19 protein-coding genes, 1 pseudogene and 1 riboswitch are annotated in these 21347 nt (G+C 45.3%); of the genes and pseudogenes, 4 read left to right on the top strand and 16 right to left on the bottom strand.

What is annotated here, in order from left to right; genetic code table 11:
- The first annotated feature begins 235 nt into the window (after positions 1-235).
- Positions 236-1195 carry a tRNA dihydrouridine(16) synthase DusC gene (dusC, locus tag KIV40_RS07305; RefSeq protein ID WP_285348507.1) on the top strand — a complete coding sequence of 320 codons (960 nt, stop codon included), beginning with the start codon at positions 236-238 and terminating at the stop codon, positions 1193-1195.
- An 88-nt stretch (positions 1196-1283) separates the two neighbouring features.
- Here the strand turns inward: dusC and KIV40_RS07300 are convergent, their stop codons facing one another.
- The 3 genes and pseudogenes from KIV40_RS07300 to yfbV all read right to left on the bottom strand — a co-directional run bounded on the left by KIV40_RS07300 (position 1284) and on the right by yfbV (position 4056).
- Positions 1284-2744 carry a diguanylate cyclase gene (locus KIV40_RS07300; RefSeq protein ID WP_285348506.1) on the bottom strand — a complete coding sequence of 487 codons (1461 nt, stop codon included), beginning with the start codon at positions 2742-2744 and terminating at the stop codon, positions 1284-1286.
- Positions 2745-2857: 113 nt separating this feature from the next.
- Positions 2858-3399 (bottom strand): annotated as a pseudogene (locus tag KIV40_RS07295) (alpha-amylase family glycosyl hydrolase); the annotation flags it as partial.
- 204 nt (positions 3400-3603) lie between these two features.
- Complete coding sequence (gene yfbV / locus KIV40_RS07290; RefSeq protein WP_038889858.1) at positions 3604-4056, bottom strand: terminus macrodomain insulation protein YfbV; 453 nt, start codon at positions 4054-4056, stop codon at positions 3604-3606.
- A 345-nt stretch (positions 4057-4401) separates the two neighbouring features.
- Between yfbV and KIV40_RS07285 the strand changes: the two genes are divergently transcribed.
- Both KIV40_RS07285 and pta read left to right on the top strand, forming a co-directional pair.
- A complete protein-coding gene (locus KIV40_RS07285) occupies positions 4402-5598 on the top strand; it encodes an acetate kinase (protein WP_285348505.1) in 1197 nt (398 codons plus the stop codon).
- A 138-nt stretch (positions 5599-5736) separates the two neighbouring features.
- Positions 5737-7902, top strand: a complete 2166-nt coding sequence (pta, locus tag KIV40_RS07280; protein ID WP_285348504.1) for a phosphate acetyltransferase — start codon at positions 5737-5739, stop codon at positions 7900-7902.
- Positions 7903-8022: 120 nt separating this feature from the next.
- Here the strand turns inward: pta and KIV40_RS07275 are convergent, their stop codons facing one another.
- The 11 genes from KIV40_RS07275 to moaA all read right to left on the bottom strand — a co-directional run bounded on the left by KIV40_RS07275 (position 8023) and on the right by moaA (position 18102).
- Positions 8023-8967: a glutathione S-transferase family protein gene (locus tag KIV40_RS07275; RefSeq protein WP_285348503.1), complete on the bottom strand. Its 945-nt coding sequence runs from the start codon at positions 8965-8967 to the stop codon at positions 8023-8025.
- 185 nt (positions 8968-9152) lie between these two features.
- Positions 9153-10145 carry a murein tripeptide/oligopeptide ABC transporter ATP binding protein OppF gene (gene oppF / locus KIV40_RS07270; protein WP_282248865.1) on the bottom strand — a complete coding sequence of 331 codons (993 nt, stop codon included), beginning with the start codon at positions 10143-10145 and terminating at the stop codon, positions 9153-9155.
- Positions 10142-11113 (bottom strand): ABC transporter ATP-binding protein, encoded by a 972-nt coding sequence (locus tag KIV40_RS07265; RefSeq protein WP_010449362.1) that lies wholly within the window; start codon positions 11111-11113, stop codon positions 10142-10144. The genes oppF and KIV40_RS07265 overlap by 4 nt, the downstream gene beginning before the upstream one ends.
- A 30-nt stretch (positions 11114-11143) precedes the next feature.
- Entirely contained in the window at positions 11144-12046 is a 903-nt protein-coding gene (oppC, locus tag KIV40_RS07260) for an oligopeptide ABC transporter permease OppC (RefSeq protein ID WP_005531413.1), read from the bottom strand.
- A gap of 15 nt (positions 12047-12061) precedes the next feature.
- Positions 12062-12982, bottom strand: a complete 921-nt coding sequence (oppB, locus tag KIV40_RS07255; protein WP_005433208.1) for an oligopeptide ABC transporter permease OppB — start codon at positions 12980-12982, stop codon at positions 12062-12064.
- A 107-nt stretch (positions 12983-13089) separates the two neighbouring features.
- Positions 13090-14721 (bottom strand): ABC transporter substrate-binding protein, encoded by a 1632-nt coding sequence (locus tag KIV40_RS07250; protein ID WP_285348500.1) that lies wholly within the window; start codon positions 14719-14721, stop codon positions 13090-13092.
- Positions 14722-15282: 561 nt separating this feature from the next.
- A complete protein-coding gene (moaE, locus tag KIV40_RS07245; RefSeq protein ID WP_010645711.1) occupies positions 15283-15738 on the bottom strand; it encodes a molybdopterin synthase catalytic subunit MoaE in 456 nt (151 codons plus the stop codon).
- A gap of 1 nt (position 15739) precedes the next feature.
- Entirely contained in the window at positions 15740-15997 is a 258-nt protein-coding gene (moaD, locus tag KIV40_RS07240) for a molybdopterin synthase sulfur carrier subunit (protein WP_134977429.1), read from the bottom strand.
- Positions 15997-16473 (bottom strand): cyclic pyranopterin monophosphate synthase MoaC, encoded by a 477-nt coding sequence (gene moaC, locus KIV40_RS07235; RefSeq protein ID WP_005439664.1) that lies wholly within the window; start codon positions 16471-16473, stop codon positions 15997-15999. The genes moaD and moaC overlap by 1 nt, the downstream gene beginning before the upstream one ends.
- Positions 16474-16499: 26 nt before the next feature.
- Positions 16500-17012 carry a molybdenum cofactor biosynthesis protein B gene (gene moaB / locus KIV40_RS07230; protein ID WP_005433210.1) on the bottom strand — a complete coding sequence of 171 codons (513 nt, stop codon included), beginning with the start codon at positions 17010-17012 and terminating at the stop codon, positions 16500-16502.
- 100 nt (positions 17013-17112) lie between these two features.
- Positions 17113-18102 carry a GTP 3',8-cyclase MoaA gene (gene moaA / locus KIV40_RS07225; protein ID WP_285348497.1) on the bottom strand — a complete coding sequence of 330 codons (990 nt, stop codon included), beginning with the start codon at positions 18100-18102 and terminating at the stop codon, positions 17113-17115.
- Positions 18091-18224, bottom strand: a riboswitch (molybdenum cofactor riboswitch). (Overlaps the previous gene by 12 nt.)
- Positions 18225-18400: 176 nt before the next feature.
- On the opposite strand from moaA, the gene KIV40_RS07220 reads away from it, so the two are divergent.
- Positions 18401-19294 carry a YvcK family protein gene (locus KIV40_RS07220; protein WP_285348495.1) on the top strand — a complete coding sequence of 298 codons (894 nt, stop codon included), beginning with the start codon at positions 18401-18403 and terminating at the stop codon, positions 19292-19294.
- A gap of 116 nt (positions 19295-19410) precedes the next feature.
- Here the strand turns inward: KIV40_RS07220 and luxU are convergent, their stop codons facing one another.
- Together luxU and luxO are read right to left on the bottom strand one after the other, a co-directional pair.
- A complete protein-coding gene (gene luxU / locus KIV40_RS07215) occupies positions 19411-19755 on the bottom strand; it encodes a quorum-sensing phosphorelay protein LuxU (RefSeq protein ID WP_285348493.1) in 345 nt (114 codons plus the stop codon).
- Positions 19752-21155, bottom strand: a complete 1404-nt coding sequence (luxO, locus tag KIV40_RS07210) for a quorum-sensing sigma-54 dependent transcriptional regulator LuxO (RefSeq protein WP_005433212.1) — start codon at positions 21153-21155, stop codon at positions 19752-19754. The genes luxU and luxO overlap by 4 nt, the downstream gene beginning before the upstream one ends.
- Positions 21156-21347 lie beyond the last annotated feature (192 nt).

The raw sequence follows: 21347 nt of genomic DNA, 5'->3' as shown, positions 1-21347 counted from the left end.
GTGTCATTGACTCGATCTCTGCTTCAAACAACTTGGAAAGAGCTCGCTATTCCACGGCGTTGTTTTCCTTGACCTCGAATCAATGACAACGCTCTGAATCCAGCATCTTGAAGTCACTTGGGTATATAGGATGCTAGTTGATGTGTGTCCGCATCGATGAGTCTTTTAATGACAAACTTCCCTCACATCGCTACAATCGCCCTCCTTTTTACCACCAAACTGTATTAGGCAAGCTATGCGAGTTGTATTAGGCCCGATGGAAGGCGTTTTGGACCATTTAATGCGCCAAATCCTGACCGAGATAAACGACTATGATCTGTGTGTGACAGAGTTTGTTCGAGTCATCGATCAGCTATTACCTGATCACGTATTCCATCGTTTGTGTCCTGAGCTGCTTCAAGGCTCACAGACCGCATCTGGCGTGCCTGTTCATGTTCAATTGCTTGGCCAAGAGCCGAATTGGATGGCAGAAAACGCAGTCAAAGCAGCGGAACTGGGCGCTCGTGGTATTGATCTTAACTTTGGTTGTCCGGCAAAACTGGTAAACAAAAGTAAAGGTGGCGCTGCGCTTCTTCAGCATCCAGAGTTCATTCACAACATCGTAAAAGCATGTCGTGATGCCGTACCAAGCAATATTCCTGTCACTGCGAAAATTCGTCTCGGTTGGGAAAATCCTGAAGACTGCTTCGAGATTGTAGATGCGATTCAATCTGCTGGAGCAAATGAGCTGACGGTTCACGCTCGAACAAAGCAAGGTGGTTACAAAGCCTCGGAAATCAAATGGGAATACATTACCCAGATCCGTGATCGTTTTTCTATCCCGCTCATCGCTAATGGCGAGATTTGGAACTACGAAGATGGCCAACGCTGCATTGAGACCACAGGAGTGAATTCTCTGATGGTATGTCGTGGCGCATTCAATATTCCAAACTTGGGTAACATGGTGAAACACAACCAGCAACCAATGGCTTGGCCAGAAGTTGTCGAGCTGCTGATCTATTACTCTCAGTTTGAAATGAAAGGCGATAAAGGTTTGTATTATCCGAACCGCGTTAAGCAATGGTTTTCTTACCTACGCCAAGCCTACCCTGAAGCAAATGAGTTGTTCCGCGAAATTCGTACATTCAATAAGGCAGCACCGATCGTTGAGCACATTCAACGTTACCGCGACGAGCTGCTATCTCGCGTCGCATAGTGGTTGAGATAGTTTGAGAGCAAAGTGAATTAAGAATAAGAAAAAGGGCGATGAATTCGCCCTTTTGTGTTTCTATCGCTCGCTAGTCCTAGTGACAAATTTTGTTTTTGCCCGTACTTTTCGCTTCATAAAGCTTCTCATCGGCAAGCTTAAATAGCTCATCAAAGCTTTCCAGTTGAGCAGCAGACTTAAACTCCACCCCACCAGAAACGGTAAAACCACCAGCAACCACCTTGCGTGAACTCTTAGCGATCGCCTTTCTTACTCGTTCTAAAATTCGAAGCATACTTTCAAAATCTTCGTCGTAGATAGCAAGTACAAATTCTTCACCACCGAAGCGTGATGCTGCATCTGAATGACGAATATTGTCTCGGATGCAGTTTGCCACCAAACGAATCGCATCATCCCCCACATCATGTCCATGGGTGTCATTGATTGATTTAAAGTCATCAATATCGAATACCGCCAGCGCGACGTGTTTTTTAGTCATCTTATTGCGCCATACAGCCTGTATACCACGTCGATTCAATAACCCAGTCATTGGGTCTTTCGCAGCCAACTCTTTGAAATAGCGACGCTCTGTTTGAGTGTTGACTAGGAACAATGCCACTGTGCTCAAAACATAAATAAAGAAAGCTACCGCGACGCTGTACTTCTCGAACGCCAATAGATTCTTCAATTCACTCCAAAGGTCGTATTCGTAGAAAATACGGTGATTAGCACTCAAACGCTCATGCTCTATCGGCTTTAAACGCATCACATTGTCAGGAACATCTATTACAGCAGAAATGATGTGTAGCTTACCTGCCAGGTTTTCATTTGCTTTTAATAACCCATCAACATCGAAATCAATCGATAACACGCCTTGGTGCTCATCTTTTTCATAAATGGGCACGGTTAAACTTACGACTTGGCCATCATGTCTGTCTAACATAGGCGCAGGGCCTGACATGGTCACTTTCATCGTCTCTTGAGCTGTTTTTTGCCAGAATGGTCTCGCCTTTAGCGTCTCCCACAGCTGTTGAGAGAAATATTGAGCATAGGTATCTGGCGAGGAGATGATGTAGCCTCGTTGATCAATGTAATGAATCGCAACGATATAGGACTCAATGTCATGAAGGAAAGAGAGAGATGGTGCAAAGCCAGCTTTTTTTTCTGCCAACTTAAACAGCTTAGAGCCGGGTTGGCAAAGCGATTTTTGTCCCACGATCATGTAGTTCAACTCCACTGCAGGTAACCCACCTGAGTGTTTGTGCTCTAATAACAAAACATCTATCGGCCATACGTAACATAAGCCATTTTTTTCCATATGGTTATGTTCTTTAAATAGCGGGTGCGCGGGATTCGAGTAGTTAACAAAACTGTAGTCCAACGCGGTCAATACTTTGATTGCGCGATCGATGGCACGGTCAACTTGAGAGTACTCTAGCGTGATGTAACGATTCATCGCATCGTAGTAGTTCTTTGCTGTCACCAGCATGACAACACAGAATAAAAAGAGTGGGAAGAAGATGACAAACTTGAGGCTAAATCGCCTTTTATTACCCATTGAGCACCATTGTTTCTAATAATATAAGCCCTTCGAAAGCTTAGATCATCGAAGGGCTGTTTATAGTTTTATATTTATGCATTCATAAATTTTAATAAAGAAGGCGCTCGAAGTCACTCTATCTGCCATATTTTGAAGTTCATTGCTGGGATGCTGACAGAAAAATGACGTTCACCATTTACAACTTCACCTTTGTCTAATAATTGATACAACTGTTTTGCATTTAAGCCAACTTGCCATAATGGAAGGTTAACATTTCGGTCGTATTCATCGAGGTTAAATGCCACAACTATTGCTTGCGAATTCCTATCCACTTTTGATAAATCGGCAACCACTCAGAAGCCTCAATCAGCTCCCAAGGAAAGCAACGACGGTTATCAGGATCTTGTCGGCCTTCCAACCTAACTTCACTACCATAATAAAGGCATGGCGTGCCGACTTAAGTCATGATCAAACCCAATGCAAGGCGCATTTTTTCCTTAACGCCATTCAAAATCGTCAAAAAACGGGCGACATCATGACTATCTAATTGACTCAGTTGAGACAGTTGGTAGGCAAATGGTGCTTTTGCTCGTGCATCATCCACCCACTCTTTGAAATCTAGCGCGTTAATGTCGATCGGTTCGTACATGATGTCTTGCTTAGCAATCAGGGCACTTTTTGTGCATCTATTTTTCATTATTAACGCTAACTCTCGGGAAAGAAAAGCAAGACTTAACAACAATATAACATTTGTGTTCTCGCAATCGGTACGAAAGGCGGTTATTGCAAATTAGAAAGGAGTGAAGTCAGAAGTACGGGTATAAAAAATGGAGTGGCATTTGCACACTCCATTCCAGTAATTGTGGTTTTTTCGGGTCTAGAACCAACGTTCGAGTGCCGTTTTGTCTAATTGACGGAATGCACGGTTCAGGATGACTGCAAGCTCTTTGTATCGCGGGCGCGCTTTGACTGGCTCGAGCGCAAATCCTGTTTCAGTGATTTTTTGGTGCAGTTCGCGATACCAAGACGCTAATGCAGGGGGCAGTTTGGTGTTGGAACGACTGCCCAGCCACCACATACCTTGCAGAGGCATACTGATTGCGAACAATGCAACTACGATGGCTTGAGGCAGTGCATCATAGTTATTGAAAGCCATTTGAGTGAGCACACTGATCGCTGCGACCGCTGGCATCACTTTAATGCCAAAACGCGTTGCTTTAATAATGCGTTGTTCGGGAAAAATGGCGTTCAGCTCTTTACGAACCGGCCAGATCTCCATGTAACTTTGGCCGTCTTTCAGGCTATGGATCAATCCGACTTGTTTGCTCATACCGCTCTCTCACTAAAAAATAGTTGAACATTTCAACTGAAGGCGCAAAAAATTGATGAAAGTTAATATTCTTTCAAAATTTTTTTGTTATCATTGCTTATTATCGCTATCCTTTGCAGACCCTCAATCTCATTGTTGCTGTTATTTACAATTTAAGCAACTCCGAGATTTTATTCTGCACGGATCGCTTCATAGTGGTGGATGGGTTCATCACTATTCATTTATACGGAATTAGAACAATTTTTGACCAAGATTAGTACGCACCCTTGGCGGTATCGTCTATTCTTGTGATTAATTTTTCATCCTTTAACTGATTTTGATCAGACGAATAACAGGTAGTCACACATGTCTAAGCTAGTTTTAGTTTTAAACTGCGGTAGTTCTTCTCTTAAATTTGCTGTTGTTGATGCAGAAACAGGTGCAGAGCACCTATCAGGTCTTGCTGAATGTCTTCACCTTCCTGAAGCACGTATCAAGTGGAAACTTGACGGTAAACACGAAGCTCAACTAGGTAACGGTGCAGCACACGAAGAAGCACTAGCGTTCATGGTTGAAACTATTCTTGCTTCTAAGCCAGAGCTTAAAGCTAACCTAGGCGCTATCGGTCACCGTATCGTACACGGTGGTGAGCAGTTCACTCAATCTGCACTGATCACTGATGACGTACTAAAAGGTATTCAAGACGCTGCGACTTTCGCACCGCTTCACAACCCAGCGCACATCATCGGTATCGAAGCTGCTAAGCACAACTTCCCAGAGCTTCAAAACGTTGCTGTATTCGACACTGCGTTCCACCAAACTATGCCTGAAGAGTCTTTCCTATACGCTCTTCCATACAAACTATACAAAGAGCACGGTATCCGTCGTTACGGCATGCACGGTACTTCACACCTATTCATCACTCGTGAAGTTGCAGGCCTACTAAACAAACCAGTTGAAGAAGTAAACATCATCAACTGTCACCTAGGTAACGGTGCTTCTGTTTGTGCAATCAAGAACGGTCAATCTGTAGACACTTCTATGGGTCTTACTCCTCTTGAAGGTCTAGTAATGGGTACTCGTTGTGGTGATATCGACCCAGCTATCGTATTCCACCTACACGACGCTCTAGGTTACTCTGTTGAACAAATCAACAACATGCTAACTAAAGAGTCTGGCCTTGCTGGTCTAACTGAAGTGACTTCTGACTGTCGTTTCGTTGAAGACAACTACGGTGAGAAAGAAGAAGCAACACGTGCAATGGACGTGTTCTGTCACCGTCTAGCTAAGTACGTAGCGGGTTACACAGCTTCTATGGAAGGTCGTCTAGACGCAATCACTTTCACTGGCGGTATCGGTGAGAACTCTGGCCCTATCCGTGAAATGGTTCTAAACCGTCTAGGTATCTTCGGTATCGAAGTTGATGGTGAAGCTAACCTTAAAGCACGTTTCGGCGGCGAAGGCACTATCACTACAGCTAACAGCCGTATCCCAGCAATGGTTATCTCTACTAACGAAGAGCTAGTAATTGCTGAAGACACTGCACGCCTAGCAGGTCTTTAATAGATTTAACTGGCTAGCCACTCGGCTAGCCAGTTTTTCTTCCAAAAGAATTTCTTAGGGGCTTAACTCCTATTCTCTGAATTATTCATGGAATAAGAGTTGAGCTTTTATCCCCCAATAGCTAAAGGTACTCTACGAATGTCTCGTACTATTATGCTTATCCCTGCAAGTGCTGGTGTTGGTCTAACTAGCGTAAGCATGGGTGTTCTTCGCGCAATGGAGCGCAAAGGCGTTAAGGTTTCTTTCTACAAACCAATTTCACAGCCACGTTCTGGCGGTGATCAACCAGATCTAACTTCAACTATCGTTGGCTACAACAGCGATATGAAGATCGGTCAACCACTAGCGATGTCTGTTGCTGAAAGCCTAATTGGTAACGACAACATGGACGAGCTGCTAGAAACTGTTGTTGAGCGTTACAACCAGATCAACAAAGATGCAGACGTAACGCTTATCGAAGGTCTAGTACCAACTCGTAAGCACCCATTCGCTAACCAAGTGAACGCAGAAATCGCTGCAACTCTAGGTGCGGAAATCGTTCTTGTTGCAACTCCTGGTACAGATAACCCAGCTCAACTTAAAGAGCGCATCGAAGTAGCATGTTCTAACTTCGGTGGTACTAAGAACAAGAACATCTCTGGCGTAATCATCAACAAGCTAAACGCGCCTGTTGACGAAGCTGGCCGTACTCGCCCTGACCTATCTGAAATCTTCGACGATGCAGACAGCGCCCAGCAAAACGAAATGAAAGTGATGGAAATCTTCAACACTTCTCCAATTCGTGTACTAGGTTGCGTGCCATGGAGCATCGATCTTATCGCTACTCGTGCAATCGATATGGCTCAGCACCTAAATGCTGACATCATCAACGAAGGTGACATTGCGACTCGTCGTATTAAGAGCATCACTTTCTGTGCACGTTCTCTGCCAAACATGATTGAGCACTTCAAACCAGGTTCTCTACTTGTTACTTCTGCAGACCGTCCAGACGTAATCGTTGCAGCAGCACTTGCAGCAATGAACGGTGTTGATATCGGTGCAGTACTTCTAACTGGCGGTTACGACATTCCTGAAGAGATTGCAGGTCTATGTAAGCCAGCATTTGAAACGGGTCTACCGATCTTCAAAGCACAAGGTAACACTTGGCAGACTTCTCTAAACCTACAGAGCTTCTCTATCGAAGTTCCTGCAGACGATAAAGAGCGTATCGAGTTCATCAACGAGCACGTTGCCGGTCACATCGACGGTAACTGGATCGAGTCTATGACTGAGGGTACTCAAAAGTCTCGTCGCCTAAGCCCACCAGCATTCCGTTACCAGCTAACTGAGTTAGCTCGTAAAGCTGGCAAGCGTATCGTTCTTCCTGAAGGTGACGAGCCACGCACAGTTAAAGCTGCGGCTATCTGTGCTGAGCGCGGCATCGCGGAGTGTGTGCTTCTAGGTAACCCAGACGAAATCCGTCGCGTTGCAGAGCAGCAAGGCGTAACACTAGGTGCTGGCGTAACTATCATCAACTCTGATGAAGTTCGTGAAAACTACGTTGCTCGTCTAGTTGAGCTACGTGGTGCGAAAGGCATGACTGAAGTTGTTGCTCGCGAGAAACTACAAGATTCAGTATTCCTTGGCACAATGATGCTTGAGAACGACGAAGTAGACGGTCTAGTTTCTGGTGCGGTTCACACCACAGCAAACACTATCGTTCCTCCGTTCCAAATCATCAAGACTGCACCTGATGCGTCTATCGTATCTTCTGTATTCTTCATGCTGCTACCTGACCAAGTACTGGTTTACGGTGACTGTGCGATCAACCCAGATCCAACAGCTGAACAGCTTGCTGAAATCGCGATCCAATCAGCTGACTCTGCAGCGGCATTTGGTATCGACCCTCGCGTTGCTATGATCTCTTACTCTACTGGTGAATCTGGTAAGGGTGCAGACGTAGATAAAGTACGTGAAGCAACTAAGATTGCTCAAGAGAAACGTCCAGATCTAGTGATCGACGGTCCTCTACAGTACGACGCAGCGATCATGGAAAACGTGGCAGCTTCTAAAGCGCCTAACTCTCCAGTAGCAGGTAAAGCGACTGTATTCGTATTCCCAGACCTAAACACTGGTAACACAACTTACAAAGCGGTACAACGTTCAGCAGACCTAGTATCTATCGGTCCTATGCTGCAAGGTATGCGTAAGCCTGTAAACGATCTATCTCGCGGTGCACTAGTAGATGATATCGTGTACACAGTTGCTCTAACTGCGATTCAGGCGGATCAAGCTGACCAAGCTCGCGAAAAAGCAGTTAACTAATTAACTGCACTTTTCTGAATGCAAAAAACCTCGCCACGGCGAGGTTTTTTTTCACTTTGTGTTCGAACAAATTAATACGGAGCAGCACATAAAATGGTACTTTTCTCGGAGAACCTGAAGTTAGATTAAATCTCGGTCATGGGGTGAATCCAAATCTAACTCAGGACCTTTGGGTACAACTTGCGTCGGGTTGATTCCCGTATGACTGAAGTAGTAGTGACGCTTAATGTGGTAGAAGTCGGTAGTCTCTGCTACTCCTTCCACTTGAAAAAGCTCTTTCAAATAGCCTTGAATATTTGCGTAATCCGCAATGCGCTGTTTATTACACTTAAAGTGACCTACATACACGGCGTCAAAACGCACCAGAGTGGTAAACAACCGCCAGTCGGCTTCGGTGATTGTATTGCCCGCTAGATAGCGATGCGTCGCAAGGTGTGCATCGATTTTATCCAGAGCGGCAAACAATGAATCAAACGCCTCTTCATACGCCTCTTGCGTTGTCGCAAATCCGCAGCGGTAAACACCGTTATTCACGTTTGGATAGATGTAGTCGTTCCACTCATCAATCACACTTTGAAGTTGTTCTGGGTAATAATCATCGTGATTACCCGTTAACTCATTGAACTCAGAGTTAAACATGCGGATGATTTCAGACGATTCATTCGATACGATCGTGTTGGTCTTTTTATCCCATAAAACCGGAACAGTAACGCGACCTGTGTAATCAGACTTGGCTTGAGTGTAAATTTGGTACATTCGAGTATGGCCAAACAGTGGCTCTGGTAGTCCTATCTGCCAGCCTTCACTGAGCATATCTGGACACACAACGGTGACGTCAATGTGCTTTTCCAAGCCCTTGATTTTACGGAAGATCAGTGTGCGATGCGCCCACGGACAAGCGAGTGAAACATACAAATGGTAACGGCCCGACTCTGGCTGGAACGTTGCATCAGGTTTGTTCTTTATCCAATTGCGAAAGCCTGCATCTTCACGAACAAACTTACCACCGCTTGATTTAGTTTCGTACCATACGTCGTGCCAAACGCCTTCAACTAACTTACCCATGACTGCTCTCCTCATATTCTGTTTTCTACTATATTAGCGCTTCATGTACAGCTTAGAATCCGCCCATTTAGTCCATCTTGTTCAAGAATTTCGAATGAACTAAAACTAAGAGAAATCGTAGGCATAAAAAAAGCGCGACCCTATAAAAAGGAGCCGCGCTTAAGCCCGTCACAGGCCGAATTTAATTACACTGCTACGTGTAGACAAGATACTGCGTGAACGTCTGAACCTTCGATGTGTGGCTTAGTCTTCGCACACTCTTCTGTTGCTTGTGGACAACGGGTACGGAACACACAACCAGAAGGAGGACTAATTGGTGATGGTAGATCACCTTCTAGCATCTGAATCTTCTTGCTGCGTTCAATTTCCGGATCAGGAATTGGAACTGCCGACATCAATGCACGTGTGTATGGATGTTTTGGATCGGCAAACAATGCCTCCGCTTCACCCAACTCAACAGCGTTACCTAGGTACATAACCAGTACGCGGTCAGAGATGTGTTTCACCACTGACAAATCGTGCGCGATAAATACTAATGAAAGACCAAGCTCTTTCTGAAGCTCTTTCAGTAGGTTAACCACCTGAGCTTGAATCGATACGTCCAGTGCTGATACCGGTTCGTCACAGATGATCATCTTCGGCTTTAGAATAAGCGCACGAGCGATACCAATACGCTGACACTGACCACCTGAGAACTCATGTGGGTAGCGGTTGATAACGTTTGGCAGCAGACCTACCTTCGCCATCATCTCTTTAACGCGGTCTTTTACTTCTTGCTTAGTCAGTTCTGGGTAGAACGTCTCTAGCGGTTCAGCGATGATGTCGCCGACTGTCATACGCGGGTTCAAAGAAGCCAAAGGATCTTGGAAAATCATTTGGATTTCTTTGCGCGTTTCACGGCGTTGGACGTCTTTCATCTTCGTTAGATCTTGGCCTAACCAAACGACTTCGCCATCTGTTGCTTCAACCAAACCAATGATCGCGCGAGCAAACGTCGATTTACCACAACCAGACTCACCGACTACCCCAAGAGTTTCACCTTCGTAAAGGCGAACGTTTACGCCGTCTACCGCTTTTAGGCTTGAAGGTTTTGCCCAAGGCCATGCGGATTTTGATGCAATGCTGAAGTGAACTTTCAGATCAGATACATCCAGAATTAGTTTTTTGTCTGTACTCATTTGCTCCAAGCCTCCCATTCAGAAAAACATGCACGCTGACGGCCATCACCAAACGGCGTCAGAATTGGTGCTTCACGCTTACAACGATCCATCACACGGTGGCAGCGATCTTGGTAAGGACAGCCAGGTGGTAGACGAAGCAAGTTAGGCGGGTTACCAGGAATAGTTGGTAGAATCTCGCCTTCTGTATCCAGACGAGGAATCGCCTTCAATAGACCTTCCGCGTAAGGGTGGCTTGGGTTGTAGAAGATTTCGTTCACCGTGCCGTACTCCATGGTACGACCTGCGTACATCACTAGCACTTTGTCACATGAACCCGCTACGACACCAAGGTCGTGCGTGATCATGATGATTGCAGTGTTGAACTCAGATTTCAGTTCGTTCAGCAGATCCATGATCTGCGCTTGAACCGTAACGTCCAATGCCGTCGTTGGCTCATCCGCAATAAGCAGTTTTGGACGACACAGTAGTGCCATTGCGATCATTACACGCTGACGCATACCGCCTGAGAACTCGTGTGGGTACATGGTGATACGCTTACGAGCTTCTGGGATTTTTACTGCCTCAAGCATACGCACTGATTCTTCAAACGCTTCTGCTTTACCCATACCTTTGTGCAGCATCAGTACTTCCATCAGCTGATCGCTCACTTTCATGTATGGGTTAAGAGACGTCATCGGGTCTTGGAAGATCATAGCGATCTGTTCCGCACGAACCTTGTTCAGCTCTTTTTCTGGAAGGTTAAGAATCTCATTCCCTTCGAATTTCGCACTACCAGAGATAATACCGTTCTTAGCCAGTAGACCCATGATTGCGAATACAGTTTGTGACTTACCTGAACCAGACTCACCTACGATACCTAGGGTCTCTCCTTGATTCAGAGAGAAGTTCAAATCGTTTACTGCGGTTACGATACCATCTTGCGTGGTAAATTCGACGCGCAGATCTTTGACATCTAATAAACTCATCATTGCTTCCTTTATTCTTTCTATTTTTAATTATCTGTCTTTTGGATCCAGCGCATCGCGCAGACCGTCACCAACGTAGTTGAAGCAGAATAGAGTCACAACCATGAATGCTGCTGGGAACGCCAGCTGCCAGATTGCCACTTCCATTGTTTGCGAACCTTCTTGTAGAAGTGCGCCCCAACTTGTCATTGGTTCCTGTACACCAAGACCAAGGAATGAAAGGAATGATTCAGTAAGAATCATGCTTGGGATAAGTAGTGTTGAGTAAACCGCTACGATACCCAGTACGTTTGGAACGATGTGGCGAGTGATGATCTTCCACTTGCTCACACCACAAACGTGTGCCGCTTCAATAAATTCTTTACTACGTAGACTTAGCGTTTGACCACGTACGATACGAGCCATATCTAGCCATGCGATAGCACCGATAGCGACGAAGATAAGAACAATGTTACGACCGAAGAATGTTACCAGTACGATAACTAGGAACATGAACGGAACCGCGTATAGGATTTCAAGAATACGCATCATGATACGGTCAACTTTACCGCCGATGAAGCCAGAAGCTGCACCGTAAAGCGTACCAATCACAACCGCAACCAATGCACCTAGAACACCTACCATCAGAGAGATACGACCGCCAATTAGCGTACGTACATAAAGGTCACGACCTAAGCTGTCAGTACCGAACCAGTGCTCAGCACTTGGGCCGACGTGCATTGCGTACCAGTCTGTATCATCAAATGTGTAAGGTGCCAACATTGGCAGGAAGATTACCGCAAGGGTCATCAATGTAAGAATGAACAAGCTCACCATCGCCGCTTTGTTACGCATAAAGCGGATACGGGCGTCTTGCCATAAACTACGGCCTTCAACTTCCAGGTTCTCTGCAAATTTCTCGACCGCTTCAAGATTCTCTTTTTTCGTTAACATAACCATACTTCCCTGTTAGTAGCGAATTTTCGGGTCAATCATTGCTAGCAGAATATCAACGATAGCGTTGAACAAGATGAATAGGAAACCAATCAAAATGGTTACACCCATTACTAGCGAGTAGTCACGGTTGAAGGCTGCGTTTACAAACAACTTACCAATACCTGGCAGACCAAAGATGGTCTCAACAACTACCGAGCCAGTGATAATGCCGACAAACGCAGGTCCCATGTAAGACACTACAGGAAGCAGGGCTGGTTTTAATGCGTGTTTCAGGATGATGTAACGGTAGCTTAGACCTTTCGCACGGGCAGTACGGATAAAGTTACTGTTCAATGTTTCGATCATTGAACCACGAGTGATACGAGCAAACGTGGCGACATAAAGCAGTGACATTGCGATTACTGGCAGCACCAAATATTGCCATGAGCCATCATGCCAACCACCAGCAGGGAATAAATTCCAGTGGAGCGAGAACAAGTAGATCAGAGCAGGCGCTAGTACGAAGGATGGCATTACGACCCCAAGCATCGCAGTAGACATAATGGTGTAGTCTAGCCAAGAGTTTTGTTTGAGCGCGGCTATGGTCCCGATCGTCACCCCCAGAATGACCGTGAAGATAAAGGCAATGAAACCCACCTTCGCCGATACTGGCAGTGCTACCGAGATTAGCTCGTTTACTGTGTAATCTAAGTATTTGAATGAAGGACCAAAGTCGCCTTGGACAACATTAGTCAAGTACGTGGTGTACTGTTCAAACACGGGCTTATCTAGACCGTATTTAGCTTCAATGTTCGCCATAACTTCTGGTGGTAATGGACGCTCGCTCGAGAATGGGTTACCCGGTGCGAAACGCATAAGAAAGAAAGATACGGTGATCAAAACCAACATTGTTGGGATCGCCTCAAATATCCTTTTTGCGATGAATTTAAGCATAAACTCACTCTTTCAGTCTGTGACAGTTAAAAAATTGATGATAGGCACCGCACGTCCCTTTCTTGGGACGTGTGGGCCTTATTCTTATAGTCTTGAAGCGACTTTAATTAGTCGGCTTTGATGTAAAGATCTTTGGTGTAGATCTTTTCTTCCGCGTTGTTAGCAGGGAAACCACCAACGTGCGGGTTTAGTAGACGAGAACGAACGTACTGGTAAATAGGCGCGATAGGCATATCTTTCGCCATCAGTTGTTCAGCTTCTAGGTAGATCTTGGTACGCTCTTCTTCTGAAGTCGATTTGATCGCTTTGTCGATCAAAGCATCGTACTCTTTGTTACCCCAGTGCTGGCCACCAGTTGTGTTCGAGCTAACCATAAGGGTTAGGAATGAAGATGCTTCGTTGTAGTCGCCACACCAACCTGCGCGTGCTACTTCGAAATCACCTTGGTCTTTCGTAGATAGGTAAGTTTTCCACTCTTGGTTTTCTAGCGTTACGTCTAGACCTAGAGTTTTCTTCCACATAGAACCAAGTGCTACTGCTAGTTTCTTGTGGTTCTCATCCGTGTTGTATAGAAGAGAGAATTTAAGTGGGTTGTCTTTACTGTAACCCGCTTCAGCCAATAGGCGTGCCGCTTCTGCATTACGCTCTTTTTGCGTCATCTTGCCGTAAGCTGGTAGCTCAGGGTTGAAATGCGCTGTAATTTCAGGCGTTAGGAAGTAAGCAGGCTTCTGACCTTGACCAAGAATTGCGTTTGCTACGATGTTACGGTCGATAGCGTAAGAAATCGCTTTACGAACGCGAACGTCGTTGAATGGTTCTTTCTTAGTATTGAATGAGTAGTAGTAAGTACACAGGCTACCTTCAACCGATACTGACTCTGGGTGCTCTTTCTTCAGACGCTTAAAGTGCTCTGTAGGCAGTTTAGACGTGAAATCAATTTCACCAGATAGGAAACGGTTCATTTCAGCAACGCCGTTTTCGATTGGAAGGTACGTTACTTTGTTGATAACGGTTTTGTCGTTATCCCAGTATTCGTTGTTACGAACAAGCTCTAGACGCTCGTTCACAACCCAGTTATTTACCACATAAGCGCCGTTACCTACGAAGTTTTCTGGTTTCGTCCATTGATCACCAAACTTCTCAACTGTCGCTTTGTGTACTGGTTTCATTGTTGTGTGACCAGCCATCATTACAAAGTAAGGAACCGCTGTGTCTAGTTCAACCACCAAAGTGTGGTCGTCAGTCGCTTTAACACCTAGCTCGCTTTTGTCTTTTTTACCCGCAACGATGTCTTTCGCGTTTTTCATCTTGGTGTATTCCATGTACCAAGAGTATGGCGAAGCGGTCGCAGGATCGACTGCACGCTGCCAGCTGTATACGAAATCTTGTGCTGTTACAGGATCGCCGTTAGACCATTTAGCGTCTTTGCGCAGGTGAAAAGTGAAAGTTTTGTTGTCTGAGGTTTCCCAGCTCTCAGCTACACCAGGGATAGTGTCGCCGTCTGCATTTTGGTTCACTAAGCCTTCAAGAAGATCACGAATCACATGTGATTCAGGAACACCTTGAGATTTATGCGGGTCAATTGTTGCAACTTCAGTACCGTTACCACGAACGATTTCTTGTTTTTCAGCTAGTTTAGTGCCTGCCGGAACGTCAGCAGCGAAAGCGGTAGTAGAAGAGGCAGCCACTGCCAGACCAGCACCTAGAAGAAGGGCTTTGGTGATTTTATTCTTGTACATGCGTAAAACTCCAAGTTTTTCATTAGCATCCATGACTTCTCTGCAAGGGACTGGAACGGTCAGTATTTTAGAAGTTTTTAGTGCACTTTTTGAGCACGAAATTCTAAAACCTTACAAAGACTGCGGCACACATTAGCAACCATTGAAGTAATTTGCCATAAAGAGGTAGCAAAAAAACTAATAATTCTGTAAATAGTGCACATATTTAGCAATAAATACCGCAATGAAAGTATTGAATAGAGAAATACTGATTCACTCGCTTATTTGACAGGTGAAACTTTCGATAAATCTAATTTCAAACTTATTAATAGCATCTTATGCTAGATATATGTAAAAAAGCTAACATTTATGATACATTGAGTCTAATAAATAATTGCATATATTCCGTTAGATATTTTTTATTGTGAACAAGGTCACCGAGAGAAGAAAGAAAGGAAAGGTGGTGATTTTGAAGGCAAATCACAGTAGGAAATATAGGCTGTTTCAGCTCTAAAAAAAGAAAAAGCCAGACGTTATTAACATCTGGCTTTGAAAGGGTTGTTAGCAGAATAAAAAACTGCCCTACTTTTCCCAGCGCTGTGCAGCTTGATGATCGGTATCACGCGACTCAATCCAGCGGTTTTCACTGGTCGTGCGCTCTTTCTTCCAAAATGGCGCTTTGGTCTTTAGGAAGTCCATGATGAACTCACAAGCATCAAACGCCGCACCACGGTGTGCACTAGAGACACCAACAAACACAATTTGGTCACCCGTGTCGAGATCCCCAACACGGTGAATAACGCGAACACCTAGCAGAGGCCAACGTGATTCCGCCTCATCACAGATGTCGCTCAGGCTTTTCTCCGTCATACCCGGATAATGCTCTAGGTGAAGACCAATCACGTTGTCGCCAAGGTTCATATCACGAACTTTACCGATGAAGGTCACTACCGCACCAGAGGCGGTACCTTCTGATAGACGTTGGTATTCTTGATCAACCGAAAAGTCTTCAGCTTGTACAGAAACGCGAGGATCCATATTAGCCCCCTGTTACTGGTGGGAAGAAGGCAACTTCGTCGCCCGCTTTCACTTCAGTATCCAAAGGTACGATAGACTGGTTTACCGCAGCCAGTAACTTACCTGGCTCTAGCGCTAAATCCCACTTGCCTTCTTTATCTGCACCAGTTTCGACCAAATGTGCACGAATCGCTTCAACATTGCTGAACTGCTCTTCGAGTTCTAGGCCATCGATACCAACAAGCTCACGCGTTTGAGCAAAGAAAAGTACTTTAATCATTATTCCGCCTTGAAGTGACCCGATTTACCGCCCGTCTTCTCTAGTAGACGAACTTGTTCAATAACCATGTCTTTCTGCACCGCTTTACACATATCGTAAATCGTTAAAGCTGCCACTGAAGCCGCCGTCAGCGCTTCCATTTCCACGCCTGTTTTACCCGCTAGCTTACATACAGATTCGATACGTACCTTGTTTTCTGCTTCGATAGCTTCCAGTTGAACTTCAACCTTAGAAAGCAACAGAGGATGACAAAGAGGAATCAAATCCCATGTTTTCTTAGCAGCTTGAATACCAGCAATACGAGCAGTCGCAAACACATCACCTTTGTGGTGTTGACCTGAAACAATAAGTTGTAGTGTTTCTGGAGCCATGTGCACGAACGCTTCAGCACGCGCTTCACGTACCGTTTCCGCTTTTGCGGACACGTCGACCATGTTAGCTTCGCCAGACGCGTTGATATGGGTAAATTGGGTCATTGTTTTTCCTTCGCTTTTAGGAAAGGTTATACAGATAGGTGTGGCATGAAGTTACAAGGACGGTGACTTGCATCTAGCTGTTGCTTGATGATCTTTGTCCAACCTGTACGACACGCACCAGTAGAACCTGGCATTGCGAAAATAACCGTGTGGTTAGCAAAGCCTGCAATTGCGCGAGATTGGATCGTTGAAGTACCGATCTCTTCGTAAGAAACCAAGCGGAACAACTCTCCAAAGCCTTCTACTTCTTTATCAAATAGCGGCTTAAGTGCTTCTGGCGTGCTGTCACGTGAAGTGAAACCTGTACCGCCAGTGATCATGATTGCTTGTACGTTTTCGTCAGCAATCCACTGAGAAACGATCGCACGGATCTTGTACATGTCATCGATAACGATTTGTTTATCAACAACGTTGTGACCCGCTTCTTTCGCGTGTTCAACTAGGTAACCACCAGAAGTGTCGTTTTCTTCAGTACGAGTGTCAGATACCGTTAGAACGGCAATGTTTGCAGGTTGAAATTTGCTTTCAGCGTGACCCATTTGTTCACCTATTCTCTAAGTTTGCTTTGATACGTAAGGTATCGATTCTGGAAAAATCATCAGAAGCCACGTCAGCTCCCGATGTAAAATCTGATTGGAGTTAGCCGCCGATAGACGCAAGATGTGGCGTCATACCTGTATTGCCATCGTGCAAGAAGTGACTAACGGATTTCGTTTGCAGTTGCGCTTGAATACGTTCAATCAATTCATTTTCTTGCTCGTCACGTTCTAACAGGTCTCGCAATTCCACGCCATGATCACCAAACAGGCATAAATGCAGTTTACCCATAGCCGATACACGAAGTCGGTTACAGCTCTCACAGAAGTCTTTTTCGTACGGCATGATCAAGCCAATTTCACCCTTGTAATCTGGATGAACGAAAACTTGAGCAGGACCATCGTTGTGAGAACGAACTTTAAGTAACCAACCATTGGCAATTAATTGATTGCGAATAGCGACACCAGAGACATGGTGCTTAGCAAACAGATCATCCATTTCTCCCGTCTGCATTAACTCAATGAAACGCAGTTGGATAGGACGGTCTTTTATCCAGTTAAGGAAAGCAGGCAGCTCGTTATGGTTGAGGTCTTTCATCAGCACCACGTTGACTTTGACTTGCTCATAACCTACTTCGAACGCGCGTTCGATACCATTCATCACCTCGGTGAACTTATTTTCACCAGTGATTTGATGGAACATGCGAGGGTCTAAACTATCCACGCTTACGTTGATGTTGGTCAAGCCAGCTTCACGCCAGTCTGCAACTTGCTTCGCCATGCGGTAACCATTCGTCGTTGTGGCGACTTTTTTGATACCCGGCGTGGTTGCGACTGAGTGAATAATGTCAGTAAAGTCTTTGCGTAAACTCGGCTCACCACCAGTGATACGTACCTTTGAGGTACCACAATCTGCAAACGCTTTTGCGACACGTTTGATCTCAGGGAGAGATAGAAAAGACGAGTTTTTATTGCCCGATGGCTTGTAGCCGTCAGGAAGGCAATAGGTACATTTGAAATTACATACGTCGGTCACAGACAGACGCAAGTAATAGAACTTACGATGAAATTTGTCTTCGAATTGTTGCGCCACGGAACACCTTTCCAAACACGGGAGGCATAATCATTTCCAATTATGCCCTTGTGACAGTATGTCACTGGCTCAAGACGCCTATCCTTGGACTTAGCATAGTGAGCTCGGAGTTATGGCAACCAGAGGAGATAAACCCCTGATAGCTTTGCAGTGTAAAATACTTAATATTTGTAATGGAATCCAGACTTGAGTGATAAAAAACTCTCTGGAAACACAATTTACCGCTTAGTGAGTACCTCTTTGGCACTCATTAAGTTAAATTGTAGTCGTTTTTTTACAAGATTATTAGAAGAACGTAATGAATATCTACACCGATAAGAAAGTGGTCGCAGTTGGCGGTGGTCACGGTTTGGGCCGTATGTTAGCGGCATTAAAAGATTTTGGCGGCAATGCGACTGGCATTGTTGCGACAACAGATAATGGCGGTTCTACGGGCCGTATTCGTCATTGTCAGGGTGGTATTGCTTGGGGTGATACTCGTAACTGTATCAACCAGTTAATCACCGAACCATCAATCAGCTCGATGATGTTTGAGTACCGATTTAAAGGTACTGGCGAGTTAGATGGACACAACCTAGGTAACTTGATGCTGACGGCATTGGACAACCTGTCGGTACGACCACTAGATGCGATCAACCTTATTCGCAATATGCTTAAGGTCGATGTAAACATTCTGCCTATGTCTGAGCACCCTTCCGACCTAACGGCTCTATCAGTAAATGGGCAATGGGTCACAGGTGAAACCAATGTGGATGAAATGGAAACCGATCTACGTCGTCTTGATCTGTCACCGGAAGTCCCTGCAACCAAAGAAGCCGTTACGACGCTTTCAGAAGCAGATGTCATCATTCTTGGTCCAGGCAGCTTCTTAACGAGCATCATGCCGCCGCTATTGCTGCCTGAAATTGGTAAAGCGATTGCTGCTAACCAAAAGGCAAAAGTCATCTTTGTGGCAAACTTGAGCCCAGAATATGGCCCTGCTGGCCGTATGACGATGAAGCAAAAGCTTGAATGGTGTGAGCGTGCGTGCCAAGGCCGTAAGATCGATGTGGTACTGGCTGAAGAGACTGAGCAAGAAGTGCTGGATAACTGGAACGTAGTCAATGAGTCATTGGCTTCAACGAACCGTGATTGGCGCCACGACCGAGACAAACTAAAGCTCGCGATTGAAAATCAATTACTGTCTGACTAGACGAAAAGCATTGAGAAAGCGGCTTCGATTCGGAGCAAACTCCCTAAACAAAAAAGCCTTTCCACACCGGAAGGGCTTTGTGTTTTTGCGTTACGCTTAATGTCTTGCGCGAAACGTTAGTTTGTCCAAGAACGGTAGGCGTCACGAGTGATATGAAGTAAATCGAGCATTTCGCTCGTCTCCATCCCCTGCTCTTGCAATTGATTCGCTTTTGCTTTCTTGTCGATGGCAATCGCTAGTTCACACAATCGATCTGCGCCAAAGCTTGCAGCACTGCTTTTCAATGCATGGCTGATCTCTTTTAAATACAACAGCTGCTCTGAGCCCTGAAGTTCAGTTAAAGTGCCAATGTAGGAGCCCATTTCCCCAAGAAAAATATCAAGCAAAACAGGAACATTATCGCTGCCAATTTCCGCAGAAAGTTCTTCAATTTTTTGCTGATTTAATACGTCCGTATTCATACGTTTTGTTTTTCGTCCTTGCTATTCCAAGCTTGCAACTTGCGATAAATCGTTGATGGGCTAACATCCAAATAGCCAGCAGCGCGTGGAATGTTGCCTTCACACGCTTGAATTGCCTGCTCGATGGCCATTTTCTCTGTCATCCAAAGCGGCATAATATCTGACACCGTCATAATGTCAGGTTCAATAAATTTTGCTACCGATTGGCGCACAACAGGCTGATTCAGTGGTGGCGGTAACATATCCAGCGTGATCTCTTTGCCATTGTTCAGTACCACGATATTACGTAATACGTTTTGCAATTGGCGAACGTTACCCGGCCATTCGTAGCTGTTGAATCTTTCAATCACGTCTTGTGCGAAACGGACGAAACTCTTGCCTTCCTCGTGAGACATATAACCAAGCAGCGAGTATGCAATTTCAATAACATCTTCACCACGCTCACGCAGCGGCGGAAGGTGCAAAGGAATCACGTACAAACGGTAATACAAGTCTTCACGGAAACGGCCTTCTTGCACTTCTTTCCAAGGGTCTCGGTTAGTTGCACACACAAAGCGCACATCCACGCTCTTCATTTTAGAAGAACCGACTTTTTGGAATGTACCCGTTTGGATAAAGCGCAATAGCTTAGTTTGAAGATCCAAGTCCATTTCACAGAGTTCATCAAGGAACAAGGTGCCGCCATCAGCAAGCTCTGCCGCACCTTGTCGGTCATTCGCAGCACCAGTAAACGCACCTTTTACGTGACCAAACAGCTCACTTTCAATAAGGTCTTTCGGGATTGCCGCACAGTTGATGGCGATAAACGGCTTATCACCGCGTTTGCTTGCTGCGTGAATCGCTTCGGCACACACTTCTTTACCCGTACCACTTTCACCCGTGATGAAAATACTCGCTTTACTGCTCGCTGCCGAGTCAATGGTGCGGTAAACCTGCTGCATCGTTTGGCTACTGCCGATGAAGCCTTGGTAATTTTGGTTACCGGGGTTGTCAGCTTCATTCTTTAATTTGGTTGCTTTACGGATCGCATTGTTCACCGTGACACGTAAACGGTCTGCTTCACATGGTTTGATTAGGAAGTCTTGAGAACCGTGGCGCATCGCCTCTACCGCAGTATCGATAGAACCATGGGCTGTCATGAAGATGATTGGCACGTCTGGATGGCTTTTCTTCACCGCGTGCAATACGTCCATCCCCGTCATATCAGGTAGACGAAGATCGAGCAGAATAAGATCAGGAATGCGATGGTTCAGGCTTTCAATGGCGTCTCTGCCTGTTCCGACAATATTGATATCGATGCCAAGTGGCGTGAGGTAAGAACGGTAGAGTGCCGCAACGGATGCGGTGTCTTCTACCATAAGTAGATAACGAGACTTTTGACCTTCTGTTATTTGTTGCATAGCCTAGCCGATTTTTCGTTGTGTTTTAAATAATAATCGCATTACGCTTTGCATTTTGCAAATAATCATTTTTTAGACTGTGGGTATTCTAAACAAAGTAAACCGAATATCAACAGGTTAAATTATGGCATAAACCATGCTGGATACTTTTTGACCCCTCGGGTCACCTAGCCAACTGACGTTGTTAGTGAA

Source organism: Vibrio sp. D173a (genome assembly GCF_030248475.1).
Note: the sequence above shows the minus strand (reverse complement) of the source record. Positions and strands in the feature narration are given on the sequence as shown.